Origin of the sequence: Rothia sp. HMSC064F07 (assembly GCF_001837265.1) — a bacterium.
GTDB classification, from domain to species: domain Bacteria; phylum Actinomycetota; class Actinomycetes; order Actinomycetales; family Micrococcaceae; genus Rothia; species Rothia mucilaginosa.
Genome location: NZ_KV831926.1, coordinates 1,272,582 through 1,296,933 on the forward strand (window position 1 = coordinate 1,272,582; position 24,352 = coordinate 1,296,933).

Below are 24,352 nucleotides of genomic sequence, written 5' to 3' on the forward strand. Positions count from 1 at the left end.
ACATGAAACTCATGGTTGACGCCCGATACACCCGTATCGGCTTCCACGACGGCATCAGCCGCTACACTGCGTCCCTGCTGGGCGCGCTCAAAACCCTCATCGACACCGGCGACGAAGCCGCCACCGACCTCGACCTGACCATGATTATTAGCGACGAACGTCAGCTGGACATGCTGCCCGATTTGCCGCACGTGAAAATCTGCTCGCCCACCGGCCCACTCGAACCGACCGCCTCGCTGCAGCTGAATAAGTACGCGCCGGACGTGGTGTTCTCCCCCATGCAGACCATCGGCTCCACCGGACGCAAATTCAAGCTGATCCTCACCCTGCACGACCTGATTTACTACTCGCACCCGACCCCGCCCGGGTTCCTGCCCGCACCGGTGCGCGTGGGCTGGCGACTCTTCCACAAGACCTACGCCCCGCAGCGCTTCCTGCTCAACCACGGCGACGCGGTCGTGACGGTTTCTGAGTCGACCGCCTCACTGATTCGTGAGCACGAGCTGACCACCAAGCCGCTGTTCGTGGTGCCCAACGCCCCGCAGCCCGGCAGCATCGTCTCCCGCCAGACCGCGCTGGAACGCGCCACCACCCGCGAAGAGCAGCCCGTCAAGCACCTGGTGTACATGGGTTCGTTCATGCCGTACAAGAACGTAGAAACCCTGTTGCTGGCGATGCGTTCCCTGCCGGATTACCGCCTGCACCTGCTGTCGAAGATGCCGCCGCAGCGTCTGGTGCAGCTCACCGACGAGCGCCTCATCGGTGAGAACGTGGAGGTGCACAACGGCGTGAGCGATGAGGAGTACCAGCAGCTGCTCCGCCAGGCGCACGCGCTGGTGACTGCCTCCCGCGAGGAGGGTTACGGTCTGCCCGTGGTTGAGGCCCAGGCTGCCGGTTGCCCCGCGGTGATTAGTGACATCCCGATTTTCCGTGAGATCGCCCCGCACGCCGCGTTCGCGCCGGTTGACGGTGCCCCGGAGGCGCACGCCGCCGACTGGGTCAAGGCAATTCGTTCCCTGGAGGACACCGCCGTTCGCGAGCGCGTGATTATTGACGGCTTGTCGGATGTGCGCCGCTACTCCTGGCGCGACTCGGCGCTCAAGCTGCTGGAGGTCGTGCGCGGGCTCTAAAGCTTGCGTTGGGCAAAGAAATGCCGCCGCACTCCCCCGAAACTCGGGAGGGTGCGGCGGCATTCTCATATTCAATTCATGGGCGCCGGGTAGCGTATGCGGCTTGCCGCAACCATATACAGCGGCGGTTCGCTACGCACTTCCTCCGCGCCGACGCAGGGAACCCGCCCTCGCAGAGCTCGGGCACCCTGAGGGCGCATCCGGAAGGTGCAGCCTCACCGCATCACACCGGGGCAGAAATCCTTAGACCGTAGCAAAGCTACCGGTACGAGCCGCTTCCTTCGCAGCCAGCTCATCCGCATGACCGTACGCGTAGAAAATCTTCGCGTCATCCAGCTCAGCAAATCGAGCCAGGTAGCGGCACACCGCGCCACGCTGAGCCTTCGTCATCGAGGACAGCAGCACAGGATCCGGGTGAGTAATGCCGTTGTCGCGGCTCGGTGCCGAATTGCCGAACTGGGGCTCGTAATCGGAGGTGATATTGGTGAAGCTCATCGGTGAGCACCTTTCCTTAGGGCGTTTCTTAGGGTAGCGCCGCAACAATGCAGACGCTACATATAACACCGCGAAAAGAACCTACGGAGATCATCGGAAGTCTCTTCGCAGTAGTGGTTGTGATACCTCTAAACTACCCAAGAGCTAATCAATGTTCAAGAACCACCAGGGAACGCCCCCATAGTGGACACGTCCCTGGTTGTCAGGAAGAAATCAGGGGCATCATAGCGGCATACGACCGCCGAGTTCCCCACCGAACTAAAACCCACCCGAAAGCCAGCGTGAAAGCCAGCCCGAAAAGCAGAAATGCTGCCGCACTCACACAGAGTGCAGCAGCATTTCCAAAGCTAATTATGCATGCTACGCCATAGTTGCGTAGAGACCGCGTTCAGCGTCCTTACGAGCCAGCTCGTAAGCGTGACCGTACGCGTAGAAAATCTGGGCGTCATCCAGGTCGGGGAAACGCGCCAGGTAACGGAACACTGCATTACGCTGAGCCACGGTCATGTCCGCGAGTAGTTCAACATTGGGGTGGCTAATGCGGTTAGCGCGTGCAACAGCAGAACCTCCGCCTGCTTTTTCGTAGGCGGGGGTGATGAGAGTCTGAGTCATCAGTATTTATCTTTCTTAGGTGCGTGCGGTTGTGAAGCGCACGCGGAGTTGAGTGATAGATACCGCCAATACCACCTCGACAAGCGTCGAAATAGTATCCGCAGTGCTGAATATATTACCGTGGATACGAAGACTACGCCAATTAGAATCACCCAAACCCCAGCAAATCTTAGGTGCACACGAATGCATAAAAATTCTGGGGTGTCCTTCCAACAGCACCGCATAAGCACCCTAAACTACAGCGCTCTGCCCTGCTTTACTCTCCTGCTTTTCTCCCCTGCGAGATTATGTTCCTCTGCATCCTCCGCGTCTTCATCCTCACCGTCAAGACCCAGAAGAGCAGTCACCATCGGCAAAGGATTGAACTCGCTCAGCTGACCCGTGCGGTCTACCTTGCGCATCATGAACGCACGCTGCAAACGCCGCTGAGTCCACGGCGAAAGCACCATCATCAGCAGCGCCTCCACCACAAAAATGCCGACCAGAATCCATAGCAGCAGATCCGAAGAACCCGCCTGCTCACGCAGCTGCTGAGCATCCGCCACCAGACGGTCAAAGCCCTCCGAATGCAGGCGCGACGTATCAAGCCCCGTCAACGCGGACAGGCTCACCGGCGACGCCACATTCAGCAGCACCGACAGCATCAGCAGAAGCACCGCATACAGCCCGTAATGCGTGGTGCGCATCAGCTTCTTCACGCGCGCAAAACCGTGGTTCAGTTCCGTACCAATATCGGTGAAATCCGCCGCCTTCTGCGACTGCTCACCCGCCGGCATCATGTGCGGCACCAGGCGGTGCGCAAGCATCAACGGCACCGGCGAACACGCATCAAAATACTGCATGTGACTATTCACCGACGGGCCTGGCAGGGTCACAAAGCTGACGTCTACATCGGCGGGCTGAGTAATATTCGACCTGCCAATGCTGTCACCACGAGCGGAAATCTCGCACCGGTCAGCCACATCAAGATCCTGCAACATCGGCGCGTAGGCGCGCACATACAGGTGGCAGGCGCTACGCACCGACATCATGAGCACCAGAATCAGCGCGCCCCAAAACGCCACGGAAGCGGGCGTTAGCTCAGGGACCGCGCCCTCAACACACAACTGAGCCAGTAGCAGCATGAACACCGCATACAGCATGAAAACACCGTGCACGAAAAGCAGCGGAATCAGCCACTTCACGTAGGCGCGCGTGCCGTACGGGTTGACCAGGCGCACATCTTCCGGGGTGTTTACCGAGGTAGTTGCGGAGGCGCTTTCCCGTGCACTCTTGCGGCCAATACGCGCCCTGCCTTTGAAGGCACCCGGCACGCTCACAACCAGCGGCACCACGCTCAACGCCAGGGGCACCAGCATCGTATAGTGCAGCAGCGAACGGTACGGACCAAACAGCAGGGACGCTTCCACCAGCCAGGAGAACGCCGCGACCGCGCTCACCCACAGAAGCATGGCGCGGTTACGGTAACCGCCCGCAGCATCCAGGTGCCCCGGAATGTCGTTGCGGTCACTAGCGATAATGCTAATTGGGACCACACCACTACCCAGGCCGTAGAAGAAACGAATCGGCTTCTTACCCGCCGCCGCACGACGACGCAGAAGCTCATAGCTCAAATAGCCGCCCTGCGAATGGGCAATAATGCCCACTGCATCGCTACGGGAACTCAAATCGTCCAGCTGACGATCCAGACGCGCATAAATACGCTCCAAATCGCGCGACTCCGGGCTGGTCACCGTCTGAATCAGCTGCGTCGGAATAGCCTTCACCAGCGCCCACAGCTCACGGGCACGACGAGCCAAAACCCAGCCCACAATACCCAGGCCGAGCACCGCCGCCAGACCCGTAAATGCACCCTGCGGAGTACCCAGAGACGCCACAAAAGCATCACGGAACGTCATGAGTGCCATAGCCGCCAGCACCAGCCACAGCGCCACGTTCACAAACCGCGCCATAGAACGCAACAGGTGCCCGGCACGCTCATGCCAGGTCACGCCGGGGCGCTCATAGTAGAAGCAGAACATCAAAAACAGCGGCAAAACCGACACCAACCAGGGCAAATGCTCCTTCAACGGGCGGTAATGCCTGGGCCGCCAGAAGCCCTCCTGAAAAAGGAGGCTACGGCGAGTGACCGTGCGAACCGGGCGCGGCTTCGGCTGAGGCAGGCGTGGAAACTCAAGATTAGGCAGCTCGATATTCGAGAAATCGATGTTCGGGAGCTCTACCTTGGGAAGCTCAATTTTCGGCAGCTCAATCTTAGGGAGCTCCACCTTGGGTAACTCCACTTTGGGCAGCTCCACCTTCGGAAGTTCAACTTTCGGCAGACTGATTCTTGTAGATTCTTTGGGCTCGGAAGCTTCGGCGGGTTCTTCCTGCGCGGAGTTCTCTTCAACCTGCGGGCTTTCCTCAACCGAGTCAGCGGGGTCGGCAGGGTACTCCGTGCGCTCAATCGTCAACGAATACGTCAACTCGCTGTGGTGGCTCAGCGGGTTCACCTCGGCGGCAGGCGGGAAGGTATCACCGTCAGGAATCACCTCAACACGAACCCGCGCAGAAGCCTCTGCAGCAGGGTTCTCTTCGGAGGCGGCGACATAATCCGTGTTCAGCGCCAGCAGAGTCTGCACACTGTGCGCCACCGGCTTGCCAAAATACGCGAGCGTCTCCCCATGATTCTGGTAGCCGATACCGTGAACCAGCAGCACCGCCGCATCGTGATGCTTACCCTTACGATGCAGGGCACTCTTCGGATGCACAGAAGCATACTCAGCCAGCCGCCGCTGCTCACCATCAGGCAGCGCACTACCCTTCAGCAGATGAGGCACTTTCGACATGCCTCTCACCTCCTCGCCTCTGCGCACAGCGCACCCGCAAACCCGCGTAGCTCAACGCCCAACCCGGGGCAAAAACCGCCCCTCACTAGAACACTACAGCACGACTAGAAAATCACAGCACGTCCAAGCCGTCACAGCGAATCTGAACCGGGCGCTCCCCCACGTTCTTCTTCAACGCCGCAATCGTTGCACGCGTAGCACGCAACTCACGGGTCACCTGCTGGGCAATGCCGTACGAGAAGAACATCAGGGTACGCCAATCGCCCTGAACCGGCGCCTCCTCAGAATCCTCCTCAAGGGACTCCGACCAGGCAAAATACCCCTGATCCAGAGGAACCGGGCCCACAATACGCAACTGCTCACGCACCCGCTCCGGCAACGCAGAAGAGCCCAAGAACTCCTCCATGAAGGCGCGAACATCCGCCTCCGCACCGGTCACCGCAGCCGTACGAACCGCCGGAGGCAGACCCGTCTGAGCGCGCTCCTCCAGCTCCTGACGAGCAAACCACGCCGGATCCCAACGCACCAGCGCCTGCTCCACCGGCGACGGCGAAGCAGTCGTCACCACCGTACCCTCAAGAGCCGCAGGACGAACCAACGCCGCAGCATTCAACCAGCGACGCAACGCCGCCTCCGGGGCACGCAACGAATCAAAACGAAGCATCTTATCGGCATCCAGAAGAAGCGCCGCCGCATAGCCGCCAAAAGCCACCGGCTCAGCACCCGGAGTCGCCACCACTAGCGCAGGCTCAGGACCAACCGACGCCCGCACATGGTCACCCGCCGAAGAAATCACCGGAACATTCGGGAACGCACGGCCCAGCTCCTCAGCAGTACGAGTCGCACCCGCCGCCGAATAACGCCAATGCGTAAAACCGCATTCAGAACAACGCCACTGCTGCGCCAAATGACCGCACCACGAACACGACGGAACCGACGAACCCGAAGCCACCGACAAAGGCCCACTACACTCGCCACAACGCGCCGGCATGCGGCAACGCTCACACGAAAACGACGGAATATAACCGCTACGCGCCACCTGCACCAACACAGGACCACGCGCCAACGCCCGACGAGCATGCTCAAACGCCAAGTGCGGAATACGCGCCATCGCCGCCAACGGGTCACGCGCCAACTCAAACTCCGAACCCGTCGAAAAAATACGCGGCGAATAATCACGCACCAACGCACGCGGCGCACGCACATGAGACGCCCAGCGGGTACGCACCAGACGCGCCGCCTCACTACTCATGCTGAACCCGGCAAACAGCGCCGCAGTACCCTCAGCAGAAGCACGCAGAAGCAACACATCACGGGCATGACAATACGGGGCGCGCTGCTCCACCAGCGATGAATCACCGTCATCCCAGCACACCACCAGACCCAGGTTCGCCACCGGCGCGTAGGCCGCCGCGCGGGTACCAATCACCACCGGAACCTGCCCCAAGCGAGCCTTCACAAAACCGTGATAGCGAGTATGCGGAGTGGAATCAGAACTCAAACGCACAAACGAATCAGCCGGCAGACGCTCGGCGAGCGCCGCCTCCAGAAGATCCAGGTTCTTAGCGGTCGGAACCACCGCAATAGCGCCGCGACCACTGGCAGCAGCAGCCGCGAGTGTGGTCGCCAAAACATCCGCCCACGTGTGCTCCAGGTGGCCGGGAAGAACCGTCATCACGGCGCGGGTCGCGGCACCGGCGGCAACATCTTCAATGAACTCCGCGCCGTTCTCGTAATCGGAGAAGACGGAGGCGGCATCCGGCGCGTCCGGGTTCAGCGCCGGCGGGTCCAGCACGAAGGGTGCGGGCGCGCCGGGGGTGGCAAGCCACGCGTACGGGTCGGTAGCGTTGGAGGTAGCGGAGACGGCGGCAGGCTCAGATTCCGCGCTCTCGGAAGCCACATGCTCGGAAGCCGCATGCTCCGGATCCGCGCTCTCGGGAGCATCGGAAGTGCTTACCAGGGCAGAATCACCCAAATACGCCGACTCGTAACCCGGCAGAAGAGGCGCGTACTTCTTATCCAGCGCGGCAATGCGCGGCGGCACCGCAAGGCGCAGCACGTTCGCCACCGTGGAGGCGTAACGGTCGGCAAGCGCCTCGGCAAGCGCAAAAATTTCGGGCGCAACAGAGGGCACACGCGACAGCACCGACTTGAGCGGCAGTAGCGAAGTGCGCGTCCAATCGGTTGTGGCGGCGCGCTCCTCAATGTAGCCGGTCATCTCGTGACCGTTGAACAGCACGCGCACGCGGGCGCCGGGCACCGCATCCTCACTCAGCTCGGCGGGCACGCGGTAATCAAACGTGCGGTCCACCTGCGGCAGGGTGCTATCCACGCGCACACGCGCCACAGGGTTCGGCACACCGCTCGCCTCCAGCTCGGCGGCAACGTTCACCGGCTCCGGGGTAGCCGGAATCAGGGCATCACGAAGAGCAGGAAATCCCTGCAACAGGTCAAGCTGTTGCAGGGATTCCTGCTGAGCACCCAACGGTGCCGAAGAGTTCGATTCAGAACTGCTCTGAGTCACCCGAATCAGCGTGCTCCTACCCTGACAGATATTAGGAGGAGGACACTGCCGAACGCAGTGCATCCACGCGGTTCAGGCGCTCCCAGGTGAATTCCGGCTCGGTACGACCGAAGTGGCCGTGAGCTGCGGTCTTCTTGTAAATCGGGCGGCGCAGATCCAGTTCGTTAATGATTGCCAGCGGGCGCAGGTCGAAGACCTCATGCACAGCCTTCTCAATCTTGATCGGGTCGACCTTCTCGGTGCCGAAGGTTTCAACGTACAGACCGACCGGCGCTGCCTGGCCGATAGCGTACGCAACCTGAACCTCGGCGCGGTCGGCAAGACCGGCACCCACAATGTTCTTCGCAACCCAACGCATTGCGTACGCTGCGGAACGGTCCACCTTCGACGGGTCCTTACCGGAGAACGCGCCACCACCGTGACGAGCCGAACCGCCGTAGGTGTCCACAATAATCTTGCGGCCGGTCAGGCCCGCGTCACCCACGGGGCCACCCTGAACGAAGCGGCCAGCGGGGTTCACAATGAACTTAGCGTTGGAGGAATCCAGCTCGACGCTACCCAGAACCGGTGCGATAACGTGCTTCTCAATGTCTGCACGCAGGTCAGCCAGGTCGTAGCTTGCGGTGTGCTGGCTCGAAACAACGACGGTGTCCACGGAGACAGGCACGTTGTTCGAATCGTAGCCGAGGGTCACCTGAGTCTTGCCGTCGGGGCGCAGCTCAGTCAGCAGGCCGTCCTTACGGACCTTGGTCAGACGCTCAGAGAGGCGGTGTGCCAGCCAAATCGGGGCGGGCATCAGCACGTTCGTCTCGTTGGATGCGTAACCGAACATGATGCCCTGGTCGCCCGCACCCTGGCGGTCGTACTCGTCAGCAGCAATACCCTGACGAACCTCGAGGGACTCGTACACGCCGGCGTTGATGTCCGGGGACTGCTCGCCAATGGAGACAGACACGCCGCAGAACTCGCCGTCGAAGCCGCGGGTAGAGGAATCGTAGCCGATACCCAGAATGGTCTCGCGCACGATGGAGGGGATTTCGACGTAGCTAGAGGTGGTCACCTCACCCGCAACGTGCACCTGCCCGGTGGTTACCATGGTCTCCACAGCAACGTTCGCTGCGGGATCCTGGGCGATGATGCCGTCGAGGATGGCGTCAGAAATCTGGTCACAAATCTTATCGGGGTGGCCTTCAGTCACCGACTCGCTGGTGAATAGGCGCAGATGGTTATTACTCACGGTTTCCACTCTACTGGTTGAGGGCGCGCGAAGATAGCGCGCTCGTAATGATGACGGTTTCCTTCAATTATGACACGTTTGTTAAGCGCCATTACGAGGCGGGGTGCTGCGTTCACACCCCGGGCGGGCCTTCATCCAGCGCCAGCCAGAGGATTAGGTCAGCGCCAGCAGGCATTTAGGCAAGCGCCGCCAGAATCTTCTGAGCCAACGCCGGACCAATACCCGGCACCACCGTCAGCTCCTCGGCACTCGCCTGCTTAATCTGAGCCACCGACCCGAAATGCTTAATCAGCGCGGCACGCTTCACCTCGCCCAGACCGGGCACCTCATCCAGGGCGGAGGCGACCATCGCCTTACCGCGCTTGGAACGGTGGAAGGTGATAGCGAAACGGTGCGCCTCATCGCGGAGGCGCTGCACCAGGTACAGCGCCTGCGAGGTGCGCGGCAGCACGACCGGGTAGTCGTCGTCCGGTAGCCACAGCTCCTCCAGGCGCTTAGCGATGCCGGCAACGTACACGTCCGTGATGCCCAGGTCGCTCAGCGCGGCGGATGCGGCAGCCACCTGAGGCGGGCCGCCGTCCACGAGCACTAGGTTCGGCGGGTAGGCGAACTTCGCAGGCTCGGGCGTGGAGGCGTCAATCTCGCCGGAGTGCACGGGCGCAGCTTCGCGTTCCGCCTGCTGCGCCAGGTGCCTCTTGAAGCGGCGCGTAATGACGTCGTACATGCTGGCGGTATCGTCACGCGCGGCGTCACCGGTAATGCTGTAGGTGCGGTAGGCGTTCTTCGCGGGCATGCCGTCCTCAAAGACGACCATGGACGCGACCACGTTCGTGCCCTGCACATGCGAAATGTCGTAGCACTCGATGCGCAGCAGCGGGTCGGGCAGTTCCAGCGCCTCCTGCAGCTCCACGAGGGAGGCGCTGCGGGTGGTCAAATCACCGGCACGGCGGCTCTTGTGCAGGGTCAGCGACTGGCGCGCATTCTCGGCAACCGTCTTCATAAGTTCTGCCTTGTCGCCGCGCTGCGGAACGCTAATCTCCACGGGCCCGCCGCGCACCTCCGCCAGCCAGGACGCCAGCTGCTCCTTATTCTCGGGCTCCACCGGCACGAGCACGGAACGCGGAATATCGTAGCTGTTCAGGCTCTTCTCGGCGTCCTTCTGGGAGGCGAGGCTCGCCGCAATATCGCTGTACACCTGCGCGATCAGCTGCTCAATGAGCTGCGCATCGGTGCTGTCGTTGACCTTCTCCACGATCCAGCCGCGCTGGCCGCGGATCCTGCCGCCGCGCACGAAGAACACCTGAACGGATGCCTCCAGATCGTCCTCAGCGTAGGCGAACAGGTCGGCATCCACGGTCGCGCCAAGCACCACGGCGTTACGCTCAAACGCCTTAGTCAGTGCGGCAATATCGTCGCGAAGAATCGCGGCGCGCTCAAAGTCCATATCAGCTGCGGCGGCTTTCATTTCCGCGGTCAGCTGGGCGATATGCTTCTCAGCGCCACCACCCATAAACCGGGTCAGCCCGCGCGCCAACTCGCGGTGCTCCTCGGCGCTAATCTTGCCCACGCACGGCGCCGCGCACTTATCGATATAACCGAGCAGGCACGGGCGGCCGCTATTCTTCGCGCGGTTGAACACGCCGTTCGTGCAGGTGCGCACCGGGAACACACGCAGCAGCGCATCCAGGGTTTCACGAATCGCCCACGCCTGCGAATACGGGCCAAAATAGCGCACGCCCTTACGGCGCTCGCCGCGGGTCACCATGGCGCGCGGGTACACGTCATTGACGGTAATCGCCAGGTACGGGTACGACTTATCGTCGCGGAACGCAATGTTGAAGCGCGGCGAAAACTCCTTAATCCAGGTGTATTCGAGCTGCAGCGACTCCATTTCGCTCGCCACCACGGTCCACTCCACGCTCGCCGCCGTATGCACCATTGCGTAGGTCTTCGGGCTCAGCGTCTGCGGCGACGCAAAATAGCTGTTGAGGCGGTTGCGCAGGTTCTTCGCCTTACCCACGTAGATGACGCGGCCGTCAGCATCGCGAAAACGGTAAACGCCCGGGTCGGTGGGGATTTCGCCGGGGGCGGGGCGGTAGCTGGAAGGCTCTGCCATGGGTACTTTCTCCTCGCTCTACTGGGCTTTCTGCTGGGGTGCCGGGGTCGGTGTGGGCCGCTGCTGGGCTGCCGGAGGGCATCTCAGGCTCGCGCATACGACAAACCGCGCATCCTACACCCATCTCCCCAATGCGCGGGGGTTGGTGCGTGAATGCGCGGTTTAAGTCTACGCGGTATAGGCGGCGTGTGCCCTAGCCTGCGTCACGTGCGGCTGAGGGCGAAACGTTGTACTCGTGCTTTCGCGCCTGACCGGACAGCTGAGCAATCTCATTCATGATCGTGTCGGTGGTGACGCGGCGCTGCTTGCCGGTCATCTTCTCGCCGATCTTCTCAAAGTAGAGCGGCTTACCCACACGAATCGTGAAGCGGCGCGGGTAAATCATGTTCGATCCGGGCTTCTGCAGGCGGTCGGTGCCAATCAGACCGACCGGCACCACGGGCGCGCCGGTCATGTGCGCCAGCCACGCCACACCAATCTTGCCGCGGTACAGGTAGCCGTCGCGGGAGCGGGTGCCCTCGGGGTAAATGCCAAAGACCTTACCCTCCTGCAGCTTCTCCAGGGCAATGTCGAGCGCCTTGAGCGACTCGGAACGGTCGGAGCGGTTCACGGGAATGATGTCGACGGCCTCAAAGAATGCCTTCATCATCTTGCCGCGCGGGCCGGGGGTGTTCACGTACTCAGCCTTGGCGAGGAACGCCACGCGGCGCGGCATCATGGCAGAAATAATGATGGAGTCCAGGAAGGACAGGTGGTTGGAGGCGACAATCACCGGGCCGTTGGCGGGGAAGTTTTCGAGTCCGGTCACGCGGGCGCGGAAGACGGTGCGCAGGATTCCGGTGATTGCTTTCTGGGTGGATTTGTAGAGAAGCACGTGAACTCTCCTGAGGTGCCGATAGATTGCGGGCTGTGGCGGCGACCCGCCGTGGATGCGGGGTGAGTGGCCCCTTCTGAATATACGCCGCCAAAGAGCACAAAATCTGTACTGCGGTAACCTGTGCCGCAAAAAATTTGTACTGTGTTTAGTAGCGTCGGGTTTTATTATTCCACACCCGAGTGTAGGCACGTGAGGGGTGCCGCGCTCCCCTTCCACATGCTGGGATGCGCCTCCCGCCCAGGTTCCTGCGAGTGCCCCGGTAGGAGCTCGAGTAGGAGCCTAAGCAAAAGCCCCGATTGAGGGAGTCTGCACAGCTTCCACCCCGGCGCCTCCTCCCCCGTTACAGGCGGGGAAGTGGCACGGAAGCTAAGGGTTCAACCTCAACGTAATATTTCAGGTTTTCCGCCTGATGATTACTGATTTCCCCGCCAAATAGCCGTGTCACATTATGACGCTACGTCAGCAAAGTTTCGTAAATGCGCATTTAATATGCAAAAATGAGAGCAGGGTGGGCTGTCGCACCTCCCTCAAGGACGATTCACCCTGAACATAGTGAGCCGCCCCTCCAGCGGATGTGCGTCGGGACCACTCCACCTACAAATTCCACGCACACTGGAGACATACACTATGGCTACAAAACCCGTCTCGCGTGCGCAGGCAGCAAAGATTGCCCGCCGCTCAGACACGGTCGGTGCCTATGCCGGAAAAGGCTGGGTACAGGCTGTTGCGTTTGTGATGCTCCTGGGCTTCACCATCATGGCAGTCCTTGCAATGCGCACCTACGCACTCTCCATGCCGCTCCCCGATAAAATCGTCGGCAACGACGGCAAAACTATCGCAACCCAAGAACAGATCCTGCACGGTCAGGAACTGTTCCAGGGACGCGGCCTGCAGCAGTACGGATCCGTCCTCGGCCACGGTGCCTACCTCGGCCCCGACTACACTGCAGAATACCTGCGCCTGACCACCGATGCTGCCGTCAAGGAGTACCGTGAACAGGGCAAGCAGGACCCCCGCGAACTCGTCAAGAACGAGTGGCGCAAGGAGAACAAGTACGACGAGCAGACTAAGACCATCACCTGGTCCGCTGGTGAGACCAAGGGCTACCAGCTCATGCTCAAGCACTACCGCGAAACCCTCATGAAGGGTGACACCTCGCAGGGCCTGTTCCCCAACGCCATTAAGAACGACGAAGAACTGCACGACATCGTCGCATTCTTCGGCTGGACCGCATGGGCATCGGCGGCAGACCGCCCCGACCAGCCCTACTCCTACACCAACAACTGGCCCTCCGAACCCAACGTGGACAACAAGCCCACCGCGGATTTGATGGTCTGGTCGGCACTCTCCCTGATTGCCCTCATCGGTGGTACCGGTCTGATGTTCGCCATCTACGGCCGCTGGTCCCGCGCTATCGGCTGGCACGCGGAAGAGGCACCCGTCCTCGACTTCCGTCAGCCCGACGAAGTTCGCCTGACCCCCTCGCAGAAGGCAGCCTGCCTGCTCTTCGCAACGATTCTGGTGCTGTTCCTGCTGCAGGCTCTGGTGGGTGCGCTCACCGAGCACTACCGTGAAGAACTCACCGGATTCTTCGGTATCGACATGGGCCAGTTGCTGCCCTACACGGTATCCCGAACCTGGCACCTTCAGCTCTCCCTCTTCTGGACCGCAGGCGCGTTCCTGGCGGGCGGTATCTTCATCGCCCCGCTGATTACCCGCCGCGAACCCAAGAAGCAGGGTCTGCTCACCTATGTTCTCATCGGCGCCGTGGTCTTCGTGGTCCTCGGCTCGCTGCTGAACGAATGGTTCTCTCAGAAGGGCCTCATCCCCAAGGAATTCACCGGCTTCTTCTCGCAGCAGTGGGAGTTCCTGGACCTGCCGCGATTCTTCCAGATTCTGCTCACCGCGGGTATGTTCATCTGGATTGTCATCGTCTGGCGTACCCTCTCCGCTCGCCTGAAGGGCTCGAAGAAGACCTCCCTGCCGTGGCTGTTCCTCTTCTCCGGCCTCGCCATCCCCATGTTCTACGCAGTCGGCCTGCTCGCAGGTCAGCGTACTCACGTGACCGTCGCCGAATTCTGGCGATTCTGGGTGGTTCACCTCTGGGTGGAGGACTTCCTCGAACTGTTCACCACCGTCATGGTGGCGTACATCTTCGTGCTGCTCGGTGTGGTCCGCGAGCGCATCGCGATCTCCATCATCATGATGGACGCCGTGCTCTACTCCGCCGGTGGTGTGATCGGTACTCTGCACCACACCTACTTCGTCGGTACCCCCTCCGAGCAGATGGCATTCGGTGCGTTCTTCTCGGCTGCTGAGGTTATCCCGCTGACCTTCCTGACCGTTGAGGCGTGGGGCTTCATGCAGCTGGGTGCTCGCCAGTACTCCAACCGCACCAAGCCTTTCCCGCACCGTTGGGCTGTTATGTTCCTGATTGCTGTGGGCTTCTGGAACTTCCTCGGCGCAGGTGTGTTCGGCTTCCTGATTAACCTGCCGATCGTGTCCTACTTCGAGATTGGTACCGCGCTGACCGCAAACCACGCACACGCATCCATGATGGGTGTGTACGGTATGCTCGCAATCGCGTTCGCGGTGTTTGGTCTGCGCTACCTGATCCCTGAGGACAAGTGGCCTGAGAAGGGTCTGAAGTTCTCCTTCTGGACCCTGAACATTGGTCTGCTGTGGATGTCCTTCATCTCGCTGCTGCCGCTGGGTATTGCTCAGCTGTACAAGTCCGTGGGTGAAGGCTACTACGAGGCTCGTTCCTTCGCGTTCATTCACGACGGTGCTTCCGCCGTGATGGGTTGGATGCGTATGCCCGGTGACGTCATCTTCCTGGTCGGCATTATCCCGCTGATTAAGCTGGCGCTGCTGGGTATCAAGGAGATCTTCTCCAAGAACGCTAAGGAAACCGTCCTGGAGCTGCCCGAACCGCCGCTGTACGAGGTGGTTGAGGACGCTCGCATCGCAGAGTTCGCCGGCGCTAAGGCTGCCGAGGAGCTGCCCGAGCAGACCAGCCCCTACCGTAGCGATCGTCGAGGCTAACCATGCCTGAGCAGATTGCTGGAGTTTCTTTCCTCGTGTGGCTGGCCTGCGTGTACGCGCTCGGCCTGGTCGCCGTGGGTTGGGGCTTCGATATTCTCGCCAAGCGCACCAGCCAGCGCATGGTGGCGGCGCGAACCTTCGGGTTCACCTACCACCAAGAGAGCGACGCGTGGCTCTGCCCCGAAGACCAGTGGCTGTGGGCGACCGCATTCGACTCGGACAACCGAGTGATGCGTTACCGCGCCAAGCCCAGCGTGTGCAACACCTGCCCGATTAAGGACAGCTGCACCGTCTCGGCGAACGGTCGCGAGCTCACCCGCGAAGTGGATGAATGGCCCTACTCCGAGTCGGGTCGTTTCCACCGCGGGCTCGCGGTTGCCGTGTCGCTGCTGGGTGTGGTCATCCTGATTGGTGCCGCCATCGTCTGGCACTCCCCGCTGGAGCTTCTGGTGGAGGGTGCCGCCGCGGTGGTCTGCCTGTCGCTGACCTACCCGCTGGCTGTGAAGCTCATGCGTTCCCCCGCGAACTTCGAGAACGATCCGAAGCATATTCACGCATCCACCGCTGACGAATCGGTGAACGTGAAGATGGACCGTTTCGCGGCGAAGTGGGGTGGCGTGTCGAATGAGCGTAAGCGCCGTACCGAGCAGACCCGCAAGCAGATGATTGCGGATGCAACCCTGCCGGTTCGTACCTCTGCCCTCGACCCGGACCGCCCCGCATGGAGCGGTACCGGCACCTCGGTTAAGCGACTGCACAAGACCACGAATGAGGTCCTGCAGGAGCAGAACCTGGCTGAGGTTGAGGCTGCCGAAAAACTGGCAGAGCAGATGGCGAAGAAGTAGCGCTGCACAAGTTTTTCCGTTCCGGCGGCTGACCGGTCGATTGGTCCCGTCTGTTAGCTTCGGCGGCCACCCCGTGTGGAATTCTCTTTTATTCCTCTTTTGAGTTTTCCATGCGGGGTGCCGCTAAAGCACCGACCGCCGCGAGGTACGCCGGGACGGAAAATTCCCCTCCCAAAACTCCCCCACACACAGCCCGGTACCGGGCACCCCCTACTACCTGCACCGTACGAGGCGCGGGCAGGTGGGCACACATACCGTCCTCCCCCAATATTTGTGAAGGAAAACCATGGATCCCGTCACTTTGGCAACTATCCTCATCCCAGTTGCCGTCATTGTTCTTTTTATTCTGATTCGTATGTTCCGCGTCATCCCCGAATACGAGCGTGGCATCTCTTTCCGCTTCGGCCACCTGCGTTCGGAGCTGAAGCCCGGCCTGAACGTCGTCTTCCCCCTCGTTGACTCCCTGCAGCGCGTTGATATGCGTGTTATCACCCTGACCATTCCCCCGCAGGAAGTCATCACCAAGGACAACGTTCCCGCCCGCGTGAACGCCGTGGTCCTCTTCCGCGTGACCAACGCCAAGAACGCGGTGCTTGAGGTTGAGAACTACCCGATTGCCACCAGCCAGATCGCGCAGACCACCCTGCGTTCCCTGCTCGGCCGCGTTGACTTGGACACCCTGCTCGCACACCGCGAGGACCTGAACGAGGACCTGCGTTCCATCATCGGTTCCCGCACCGAGCCGTGGGGTATTCAGGTGGAGCTCGTCGAAATCAAGGACGTTGAGATTCCCGAGGCTATGCAGCGCGCCATGGCTCGCGAGGCTGAGGCTGAGCGTGAGCGCCGCGCAAAGATCATTTCGGCACGCGGTGAGCTGGAGGCTTCCAGCGAGCTGAAGGAAGCATCCGACATTCTGAGCCAGTCCCCCGCTTCCCTGCAGCTGCGTTACCTGCAGACCCTGCTGGAGCTGGGTGCCGACCAGAACTCGACCGTGGTCTTCCCGCTGCCCATGGACGTGATTGGTCCGCTCGTGGGTGCACTCAAGGGCGAGAGCAAGTAAGCTACTCTCCCCGAGCTAAAAACCGAATAGTATGCAGGCCCCGAGCAGACACCTGCTCGGGGCCTTCGCTTTAACAGGGGTTACCCGGCGGGGTGCTTATCCTCTCCGGTACCCTGCTGACTTATGCCGTAGCATGGAACCAGCGGCATTACTGCTACGCACAGACCCACCCACCGTGAGAGAAGGCGCATGCTACACCACCTCCGCGAGATGCTACACCGCATCCCAGCACCTCGACGCTACGGGCGCGTCATGGCTCTGCTCCTCGCCTCCCTGGGCGGCGCAGTGGACGTCTTCTCGCACATCCACTATGAAGCGCTCGTTGCCACGCAGACCGGTAACTTTATTCTGCTCATCGCCGATCTGCACCGTGACGCACCGCATGTGGTGCACCTGCGCTGGCTCTCCGTTATTCTTTTCAGCTTCGGGTATCTGGCAGGGCATTTCATTCATGATCTACTCGGTCAACGTGCCCGGATGAGACACTGGCGCATCGGCACACTCCTGCCGTTCCTTCTGGTCTGCTTCGCGGTACCCTTCATGGATAGAACTCTGAGCAATAGCTTTCAGGTGGGCGCGCTGGCGTTCACCGTCGGTCTGATGATTCACGCCCTCGCGGATACACGCATTGGCGAAAACCCCTTTTCGCTCTTCATGACCAGCGGCAACTGGCGCAAAATGCTCAGTGCCTGGTACACCGCCGGTTCGCTGTACCTCACGCGGAAAACCCCCGACGGAGACACAAAAAATGAGGCGAAGGCACAGCGCCGTACGGCTCTGCTCAAAGCCATTGATTACTCTCTCGTAGTCGCCTCTTTCATAGCTGGCGTGATTCTCATGGCGCTTGTCACCCGATGGTTTGGCGTATTTTCCATCTGGTTGGCGGCGCTGATCGCGGGCGCTGCGTTCTGCTTCGGCTACCAGGCGGAAAAGAAAGAGGTTCGTGAGAACCAGGGCGCATAAGATTCACCCAATCTGCGGCTATAGACGAGGGCAGAGCAGAAAACAGAACAGCAAAATATCCCGTGCAGATGAGAGTATCTGCACGGGATATTTCTATGCGGGATTTACACGCCACACGCTTTCAAACGAAGCCCCGAAAACTGGGAAGGAAGGCGTTTGGCCCGCCGCGGGGGTTGGATGAGGTGGTTGCGACGGGCCAAACTGGTCGGTTACACGCCGTAGAGGTGCGGGCGCGGCAGGTACATCAGCCAGTTGGGTGAGGGCCGGAATCCTGCCGCTAACGGTTTTCACCGACGCCTTAAGCATAACCGGCAAGGCACCCGAACCGGCGGCAGGTTGAGTGAAGCATCAATCACCCATCTCACGCCATGCCGGGGCGGTATTCAGCCCCAAAATCGGCACCTAAAGCACCGGCGTCCCAAACCCCGCGCGAGCCTCTAGCGCAGCGCCCGACGAACTACCGCAGTGCCCGGTGAGCCTGGTCGAAGAACTCACGCTCATACACGCACGCCGACAGGTACGCCCGCGCCGCGCGGACACGCTGAGCCGGTGAAGCCGCCTCAAACGCACGCTCCACCTCCGCGAGACTACGCTCCACCTCCGCGGCGAACTCTTCGCCACCGTACAGGCTCAACCACTCCGCGTACGGGTGGTCCGCGTGGTTCTGCGAGGAGAGCACAGCGCCCACCTCTTCGTACAGCCAGTAGCAGGGCAGAATCGCGGCAGCGCCGACCACATAATCCTCACCAGCTGCGGAGGCACGCAGGAAATTCGTGTACCCCATGGTGATGGGCGAAGGCCCACCCAGGCGTGCGCGGTTCGCCAACCAGCCCTCGTGCAGCTGCGATTCGGCGGCAATCGCCTCATGCGCGCCAGCCGCCCAGTGCACCTGCGCCTCAGCGGTGTCGGCACGCGCCGAAAGGGTCGCGAGCGCACGCGAATAGTCGCGCAGGTAGAGGGCGTCCTGGTCCAGGTAGAAGGAGAACAGGTCCTCGTCGAGGGTGCCGTCGCCGAGGGCACGCACGAAGGGCAAGTCCAGAATCTGGCGCCAGGTTTCGCCTCCCGCAGCCCAGAGCGCGGCGGTCCAGGGGCCGGCGGGCTTTACGACGGCTTCACCGGCGGATACGGGGCTGACCGGCAGCAGTCGCTCCGGGCTGGTGCCATCAAGAGCGTTGCCCTCAGAGTCGGTAGTGGCGAGCAGGTGATGCCACGGGTAGGCGGAGGCTGCAGCCTCCAGACGGCGGGCACGGGCGGCGTGATCCACCGGGCCGTGACCCTCACCGGAACCGACCTGCAAACCGGCACCTGCGGCAATGGACTCGTGGAGCCAGCGGGTGCTCCACTGCAGGGCGCGGTGGGTATCGTCGCTGGTCAGAGTGTTCTTCTCGCCCGCAGAAGATTCTGCGGCTTCGGTGTGCTGCAGCAGCTCCACGCCCAGGCGGGTTGCCAGCGAAGAGGATAGGGAGCATCCGGTGCCGTGCGTATTGCGGCTGTCCAGACGCGGGGTGCGCACGTGCGCGCAGGTGCCGTCCGGGAAGACCGCGGTGTTACCGGCGTCCTGACCGCACAGGTGGCCGCCCTTCACAATCACGGTGGTTCCGGTCGCCGCCGCAAGGTTCGCCGCCTGCTCGTGCGCCTCATCGAAAGTCTGGGCGGGCTCCTTCTGACAGAGCACGGCGAGCTCCGGAATGTTCGGGGTAATCACATTCACGAGCGGCACGAGGTCGCGCAACGCCTGCTCCGCTTCTGCCTGCAGCAGGCGGTCACCACTGGAAGCAATCATGACCGGGTCGAGCACGACCACGGGCACGGGATGCTCACTCAGCCAGGTACGAACCGTGCGGATCGTGTCTGCGTCGCCGAGCATGCCGATTTTCACGGCGTCAACCGTGACATCATCAAAAACGGCGGAAAGTTGCGCGGTCAAAAATTCCAGGGGCGGGGTGAATACTTCACGAACCCCGCATGTGTTCTGGGCAACCAGTGAGGTGGTCACGCACATGCCGTAACCGCCGGATGCGGCAATGGACTTGAGGTCCGCCTGAATACCCGCACCGCCGGAGGGGTCGGTTCCAGCAATGGAAAGAACCCTCGGCACTCGAGCTGCCTGAGGTATCTGAGCTGTCTGCGGTGCCCGGGATGCTCCGGGGGTGCTCGCGTCGGGTACATGGTTGGTGGTGGGTGCGCACGCGGGCGCGGTAGGCTGCTCTGCCATCATCGATAATCCCTTCGCTAGTTCGAACTAGAGCAGGTTCAATGGGTGATTCTCTCAGCCTTGAGTGTTCTTACGCTGTTTCGTGCGTCCACTGTGCCGTAGCTCTTCGCTGTGCCGTAGCCCTTCGTTGGGCGGTCAGTTGGGCGGGTTAGCGGGTCGCGGGCGTCTCAAGGCACCCCATATCGCTCTGCCAGGTTATCACAATGGTTCTTAGTAACTGAAAGTTTTACGGGTGACAAGTGAATCTCTCCGAAATTTTCGTTTGAGTCTTGCGTTACGGCAAGGGCTCCCCGCCGCCGATTTCAGCGCACCCTTGTGCGGAAACCACCCGTTAAACAAGTAGTGCCCGGCACCGCTTCACGCAGTGCCGGGCACTATCAGCTGGACATATCGCCGGGCATATCCTCCGGGCTTAGGTCAGAGCTTAGGTCAGGGCGAAAATCTCTGCCGGTGAGCCCTCCGCAATGATCCTGCCCTCGTGTAGCAGGACCGCACGGTCAGCCAGCGAGGCGATACGCGCATCGTGTGAAATAATCAGCACCGCACGGTTCGCCAGCACGGCCCTCAGGGACTCGGTTGCGTCCGCGAGCTCCAGCTGGGTGGTGGATTCGTCCAGAATCACGGCGTGCGGGTCAGCAAGCACAATACGTGCCAGTGCTAGCTGCTGAATCTGGTCACGAGTCAGAGGCGAATCCGCGCCGCTGACGATGGTGTCCATGCCCTGCGGCAGGTCGCGCCACCAGCGGGCACCGATAGCGTCCAGTGCCTCGCCCATCTGCTCGACGGTTGCATCCGGTACGACCACCGTAAAGTTATCGGCGAGAGTACCGAAGAAGACGTGTGCTTCCTGGGTGCAGACCAGCAGGCGCGGGCGGCCATCGGCGGCGGCATCGGTCGGGAAGTCGCCGTGACCGACCGGGTGCCCCATCACGTTAATGGTGCCGTCCAGGGCGGTCAGCGAACCACCAATCAGACGAGCCAGGGTGGTCTTACCCGAACCGGAACGGCCCACCAGGGCGAGCGCCTCACCGCGGCGAATCTTCAGGTTGATGTCTTCCAGAACGAGGGCATCGGGCGAGTAGCCGTAAGAGACGTGGGAGCAGTCAATGGCGTACTCCGGGTTCTTCACGGCTTCATCAGAAACGGCAGCGAACGCTTCGGCGCGGTGCTGTGCACGCTCCTCACGCTGCTTCTTCGCCAAGGAGACCACGCCGAACACGCGGCCCATGTTCACAAGCATGATGCGCAGGTTACTGACGTGATTGTTCAGCATATCAGCGAGGGTTCGCAGGCTAAAAACCATGACCGAGGCGGTCGCCACGGCGCCCCAGCTTGCCCAGCCGAGAGCCACGCAGGCGGCACCCCAGAGCATACACAGAACCGTGGGGATCCAGGCGTTGATGGCGTCCACGGTGAAGTACAGCTGGCGGATGCGCACCATGCCCAGCTGCGCGGCGAACTGGCGCTTGTTCTCACCGGCGAAGGCGTCTTCGCGGGCGGTGTGAACACCCAGCTCACGAATCGTGGAGGTGCCGCGAATGTTCTCGGTCAGCACACTGTTGAGGTCGCTCACGCGCTCCTGGGTGGTCTGGTTGCGTGCCGCCATGAGCGGTAGCATCTTCGACATGATGAGGGCAAGACCAGCAATCATGGGCAGCATAATCAGACCCATTGCGGGGCTCACAAACGCCAGAGAGATCGTGGAAACCAGGAAGTACAGGACCACGTAGATTGCACCGAGAAGGTCTGTGCTGACAGCGTTTGCGGCCGAGGACAGGTCGTCGGTCACGCGGGTGAGCAGGTCGCCGCTGCCGGCTTCTTCCACGGTGCGTGCATCCAGGTCGAGGGTGCCGTCGAGGGTGTCCTGGTTGGCGTCACGGGTGACGAGCGCACCCAATCGGGCCGCACTGTACGAGGAGACCATGAGGGTTATCGCCTGCACGATGAACGCCGCCAGGATAATCAGAATCGGCTGCCACGGGTAGCTGGAGAACTTGCCCGTCACCACGTCGTCCACGGTGGCACCAATCTGCAGAGGCACCACCGCACCCATGAGGGTGCTGACCATGTAGATGACGAAGGTGTAGAGGGCTCGCCCCTTATGCGCTGCGAGGTAGTTCCACATGCGGCGTGCCACGTAGGCGGGGGTTTCGATGGGGAGCTGCTTTGCCATGCTAGTTCACCTCCTGATTCTGAGTGGTTTCGGTCTGAGCAGTTTCAGACTGAGCGGTTTCCGGGTAGCCGTCACGTTCCATGCGGCGGGTCGTCTCCGCGGTCGTGGAGATAACGTAGACCTGCTCCAAATCCTGTAGCAGGCCGGGGTAGCCGACGGGCAGGCGGTCGCTACCGATCTGGGTTTCCATCGCATCGTAGATGTAGCGCTGGCTGGGTTCGTCCACGGAGTTCAGCGGCTCGGTCAGGATGAGCACCTGCGCGTCCTGTGCGAGCGCACGGGCGAGTGCCAGACGCTGACGCTGACCACCGGAGAGGTTCGCGCCTTCGCTGGTGATGCGGGCGGCGAAGTAGTCTTCGGGGTTGCGTCCGCCCAGTCGGTAGGCGATTTCGCGGGAGTCGGTAATCTTCAGCAGCTCCTGGTCCTTTGCCTGTGCCAGCTCCTCGTCGGGGTTCGGCACGGTGCCCAGGCGCAGGTGCTCCTGCAGGGTTCCCGCGAAAATCATGGGGTTCGGTTCGCTCAGCAGCACGCGGCGGCCGGTAGCGTCCTTGAGGTCCTCTCCCCCGCGTCGCAGGGTGCGGGCAAGCGCCTCGGCGTAGTCTTGCGCGGTGAGGTTGTAGTCGCGCGGGTTGACGTACACGATGCGCGGGTTGCTAGCACCGGCGGGGGCGACGGGTACGGGCACCTCGAAGGTGCTCGCCTCGACTGCCTGTTCGGCGCGTGCCAACTGCGCCATTTCTTCGTCGGTGCGCGGGCTCTTCAGCACGCCCTGGCGCACGCCCGCGTGACCTTCGAGGCGGGCGACCTTGGCGAGCGCAATTTTGGCGTAACGCCATTCCGTCAGAAAGTTCTGGGTAATCCAGATGGGGCCACCCATCATCGCAATAATGGAGGCAACGGTCACCAGGGACGCGGCGGGGGTGTCGGAGACCCAGCGGCCATTTTCGACATGGCCGGTGAGGGCGAAGCCGACGCCGAGCAGGGTCACGGCACCGCCGAGCAGCGCGCGGATGAGGAACATCCAGCGGTGCGTCTTTTCATAGCGCATGTAGCTGTCGAAGACTTCGTCAGTGCCGCGGTGGTAGCGCTCACGCATCTGTTCTTCGGCACCGAGGCCGGCGATGGTGCGCAGGCCGGTGGCGATGTCGGAGGCGCGTGAGGAGGCTTCGCCATCCTTCTCACGGTATTCGCCAATCTTGGATTCGAGGAAGGACGAGTACCAGGCAATCACGCCGACCACGATGAGCGTACCGATGAGGGTGACAATCGCGGTGACGGGGTTGATGAGCCAGAGCTGCACGGCACCGAGGGTCGCGATAATCATGGCATTGACGAATAGCGGCAGTGAGAAGTAGACGGCCGTGATGCGGCGTACGTCTTTGTTCATGACGGTGACTGCTTCACCCGCATCAACGGTTGTGCGGGTGCGTCCCATGAGTCGGTTGATGTAGACGCGCCAGTCGCGGCCGAGTTCTGCGCTGAGGGTCATGGAGGTGCCCCAGCCGAAGAACTCGTTGATCACGATGAAGGTGATGGCTGCGACGACCACCCAGAACATGGGCCAGGCGTCGGGGGCTTTTCCGGCGATGTGCTGGTTAATGAATTGGCCCACCATGACGGGGATCAGGATTGCGCCGATGCCTGCGGTGGTTTCACCCACGATGGGGATTGCCCAGCGGTGCCAGGGGTATTTGTGTCCGGGCGCGGTGACGCGCAGGGCGAGGCGCTTTTTGAGGGCTTCTTCTTCAGCCTTGCGCAGTTCACTGCTGGTTATTTCCTGTGCAGGTTTTTTCTGCGCGGCTTTTTCCTGCGTGGTTTTGTTATGCATGTATTCTTCATGCATAGCTTCTTCACGCGCAGCGTTTTCTTGTGCCTTGTCAGCGTTGTATTCAGTCATTCAACGTCTCTCCTTTCTCTTACCCTATTCCTTTATCAATGTGGCACGCAACACTATTTGCGTCATAGATGGGCGTGTCGTCATTTATGCAACGTATTTTGGGGCGTGCATCAGCCGCTCAATATGCACCGACATCAATCGGCGGATTCTGCATCTACGCGGTAATCTATGCGGCATGGAGGCCTACGTTTTCGACCTTCTGAGCACCAGGTTTTTGCACCACTGCACTTTTAGTGCTTTGTTCTACACTACACGAATTTGGGGAATTCCCACGTTAGCGCGGCACCGCGCCTCCCGAACGCCCTATAAACGCCCCGCGAAGGAACCGCGAACCA

15 protein-coding genes and 1 riboswitch are annotated in these 24,352 nt (G+C 61.4%); of the genes, 5 read left to right on the forward strand and 10 right to left on the reverse strand.

All coding sequences use genetic code 11. The features are described 5' to 3' along the window. Positions 1-2 precede the first annotated feature (2 nt). Positions 3-1,130, forward strand: a complete 1,128-nt coding sequence (locus HMPREF2712_RS07520; protein WP_070819651.1) for a glycosyltransferase family 4 protein — start codon at positions 3-5, stop codon at positions 1,128-1,130. A 243-nt stretch (positions 1,131-1,373) separates the two neighbouring features. Here the strand turns inward: HMPREF2712_RS07520 and HMPREF2712_RS07525 are convergent, their stop codons facing one another. From HMPREF2712_RS07525 to HMPREF2712_RS07555, 7 genes are all read right to left on the reverse strand, one after another. Next, positions 1,374-1,625 carry a DNA mismatch repair protein gene (locus tag HMPREF2712_RS07525; protein ID WP_070819652.1) on the reverse strand — a complete coding sequence of 84 codons (252 nt, stop codon included), beginning with the start codon at positions 1,623-1,625 and terminating at the stop codon, positions 1,374-1,376. A 360-nt stretch (positions 1,626-1,985) separates the two neighbouring features. After that, on the reverse strand, positions 1,986-2,237 hold the full coding sequence (locus HMPREF2712_RS07530) for a DNA mismatch repair protein (RefSeq protein ID WP_070819653.1): 252 nt from the start codon (positions 2,235-2,237) through the stop codon (positions 1,986-1,988). A gap of 236 nt (positions 2,238-2,473) precedes the next feature. Then, a complete protein-coding gene (locus HMPREF2712_RS07535) occupies positions 2,474-5,065 on the reverse strand; it encodes an aconitase (protein WP_210401015.1) in 2,592 nt (863 codons plus the stop codon). Positions 5,066-5,177: 112 nt separating this feature from the next. Continuing rightward, positions 5,178-7,589: a primosomal protein N' family DNA-binding protein gene (locus HMPREF2712_RS07540; protein ID WP_070819654.1), complete on the reverse strand. Its 2,412-nt coding sequence runs from the start codon at positions 7,587-7,589 to the stop codon at positions 5,178-5,180. Positions 7,590-7,620: 31 nt separating this feature from the next. Then, complete coding sequence (gene metK / locus HMPREF2712_RS07545) at positions 7,621-8,826, reverse strand: methionine adenosyltransferase (RefSeq protein ID WP_049353130.1); 1,206 nt, start codon at positions 8,824-8,826, stop codon at positions 7,621-7,623. Positions 8,827-9,001: 175 nt separating this feature from the next. Continuing rightward, positions 9,002-10,942 (reverse strand): excinuclease ABC subunit UvrC, encoded by a 1,941-nt coding sequence (gene uvrC / locus HMPREF2712_RS07550; RefSeq protein WP_070616317.1) that lies wholly within the window; start codon positions 10,940-10,942, stop codon positions 9,002-9,004. 193 nt (positions 10,943-11,135) lie between these two features. Beyond that, entirely contained in the window at positions 11,136-11,816 is a 681-nt protein-coding gene (locus tag HMPREF2712_RS07555; RefSeq protein ID WP_070819655.1) for a lysophospholipid acyltransferase family protein, read from the reverse strand. 630 nt (positions 11,817-12,446) lie between these two features. Between HMPREF2712_RS07555 and HMPREF2712_RS07560 the strand changes: the two genes are divergently transcribed. From HMPREF2712_RS07560 to HMPREF2712_RS07575, 4 genes are all read left to right on the forward strand, one after another. After that, on the forward strand, positions 12,447-14,864 hold the full coding sequence (locus tag HMPREF2712_RS07560; protein ID WP_005509139.1) for a nitric-oxide reductase large subunit: 2,418 nt from the start codon (positions 12,447-12,449) through the stop codon (positions 14,862-14,864). Between the two features lie 2 nt (positions 14,865-14,866). Next, positions 14,867-15,709 (forward strand): transposase, encoded by an 843-nt coding sequence (locus HMPREF2712_RS07565; protein WP_005509140.1) that lies wholly within the window; start codon positions 14,867-14,869, stop codon positions 15,707-15,709. 286 nt (positions 15,710-15,995) lie between these two features. Then, on the forward strand, positions 15,996-16,769 hold the full coding sequence (locus HMPREF2712_RS07570) for a slipin family protein (protein WP_005506196.1): 774 nt from the start codon (positions 15,996-15,998) through the stop codon (positions 16,767-16,769). Positions 16,770-17,021: 252 nt separating this feature from the next. Next, positions 17,022-17,732 (forward strand): YoaK family protein, encoded by a 711-nt coding sequence (locus tag HMPREF2712_RS07575; RefSeq protein ID WP_158676578.1) that lies wholly within the window; start codon positions 17,022-17,024, stop codon positions 17,730-17,732. Positions 17,733-18,189: 457 nt separating this feature from the next. On the opposite strand, the gene HMPREF2712_RS07580 is transcribed toward HMPREF2712_RS07575, so the two are convergent. From HMPREF2712_RS07580 to HMPREF2712_RS07590, 3 genes are all read right to left on the reverse strand, one after another. Then, positions 18,190-19,950, reverse strand: coding sequence for a bifunctional hydroxymethylpyrimidine kinase/phosphomethylpyrimidine kinase (locus tag HMPREF2712_RS07580; protein WP_083323949.1), 1,761 nt, complete (start codon positions 19,948-19,950; stop codon positions 18,190-18,192). Next, a riboswitch (TPP riboswitch) is annotated at positions 19,939-20,137 on the reverse strand. (Overlaps the previous gene by 12 nt.) 234 nt (positions 20,138-20,371) lie before the next feature. Further along, positions 20,372-22,120: an ABC transporter ATP-binding protein gene (locus HMPREF2712_RS07585; protein WP_070819656.1), complete on the reverse strand. Its 1,749-nt coding sequence runs from the start codon at positions 22,118-22,120 to the stop codon at positions 20,372-20,374. 1 nt (position 22,121) lies between these two features. Next, positions 22,122-24,017: an ABC transporter transmembrane domain-containing protein gene (locus HMPREF2712_RS07590; RefSeq protein WP_070819657.1), complete on the reverse strand. Its 1,896-nt coding sequence runs from the start codon at positions 24,015-24,017 to the stop codon at positions 22,122-22,124. Positions 24,018-24,352 lie beyond the last annotated feature (335 nt).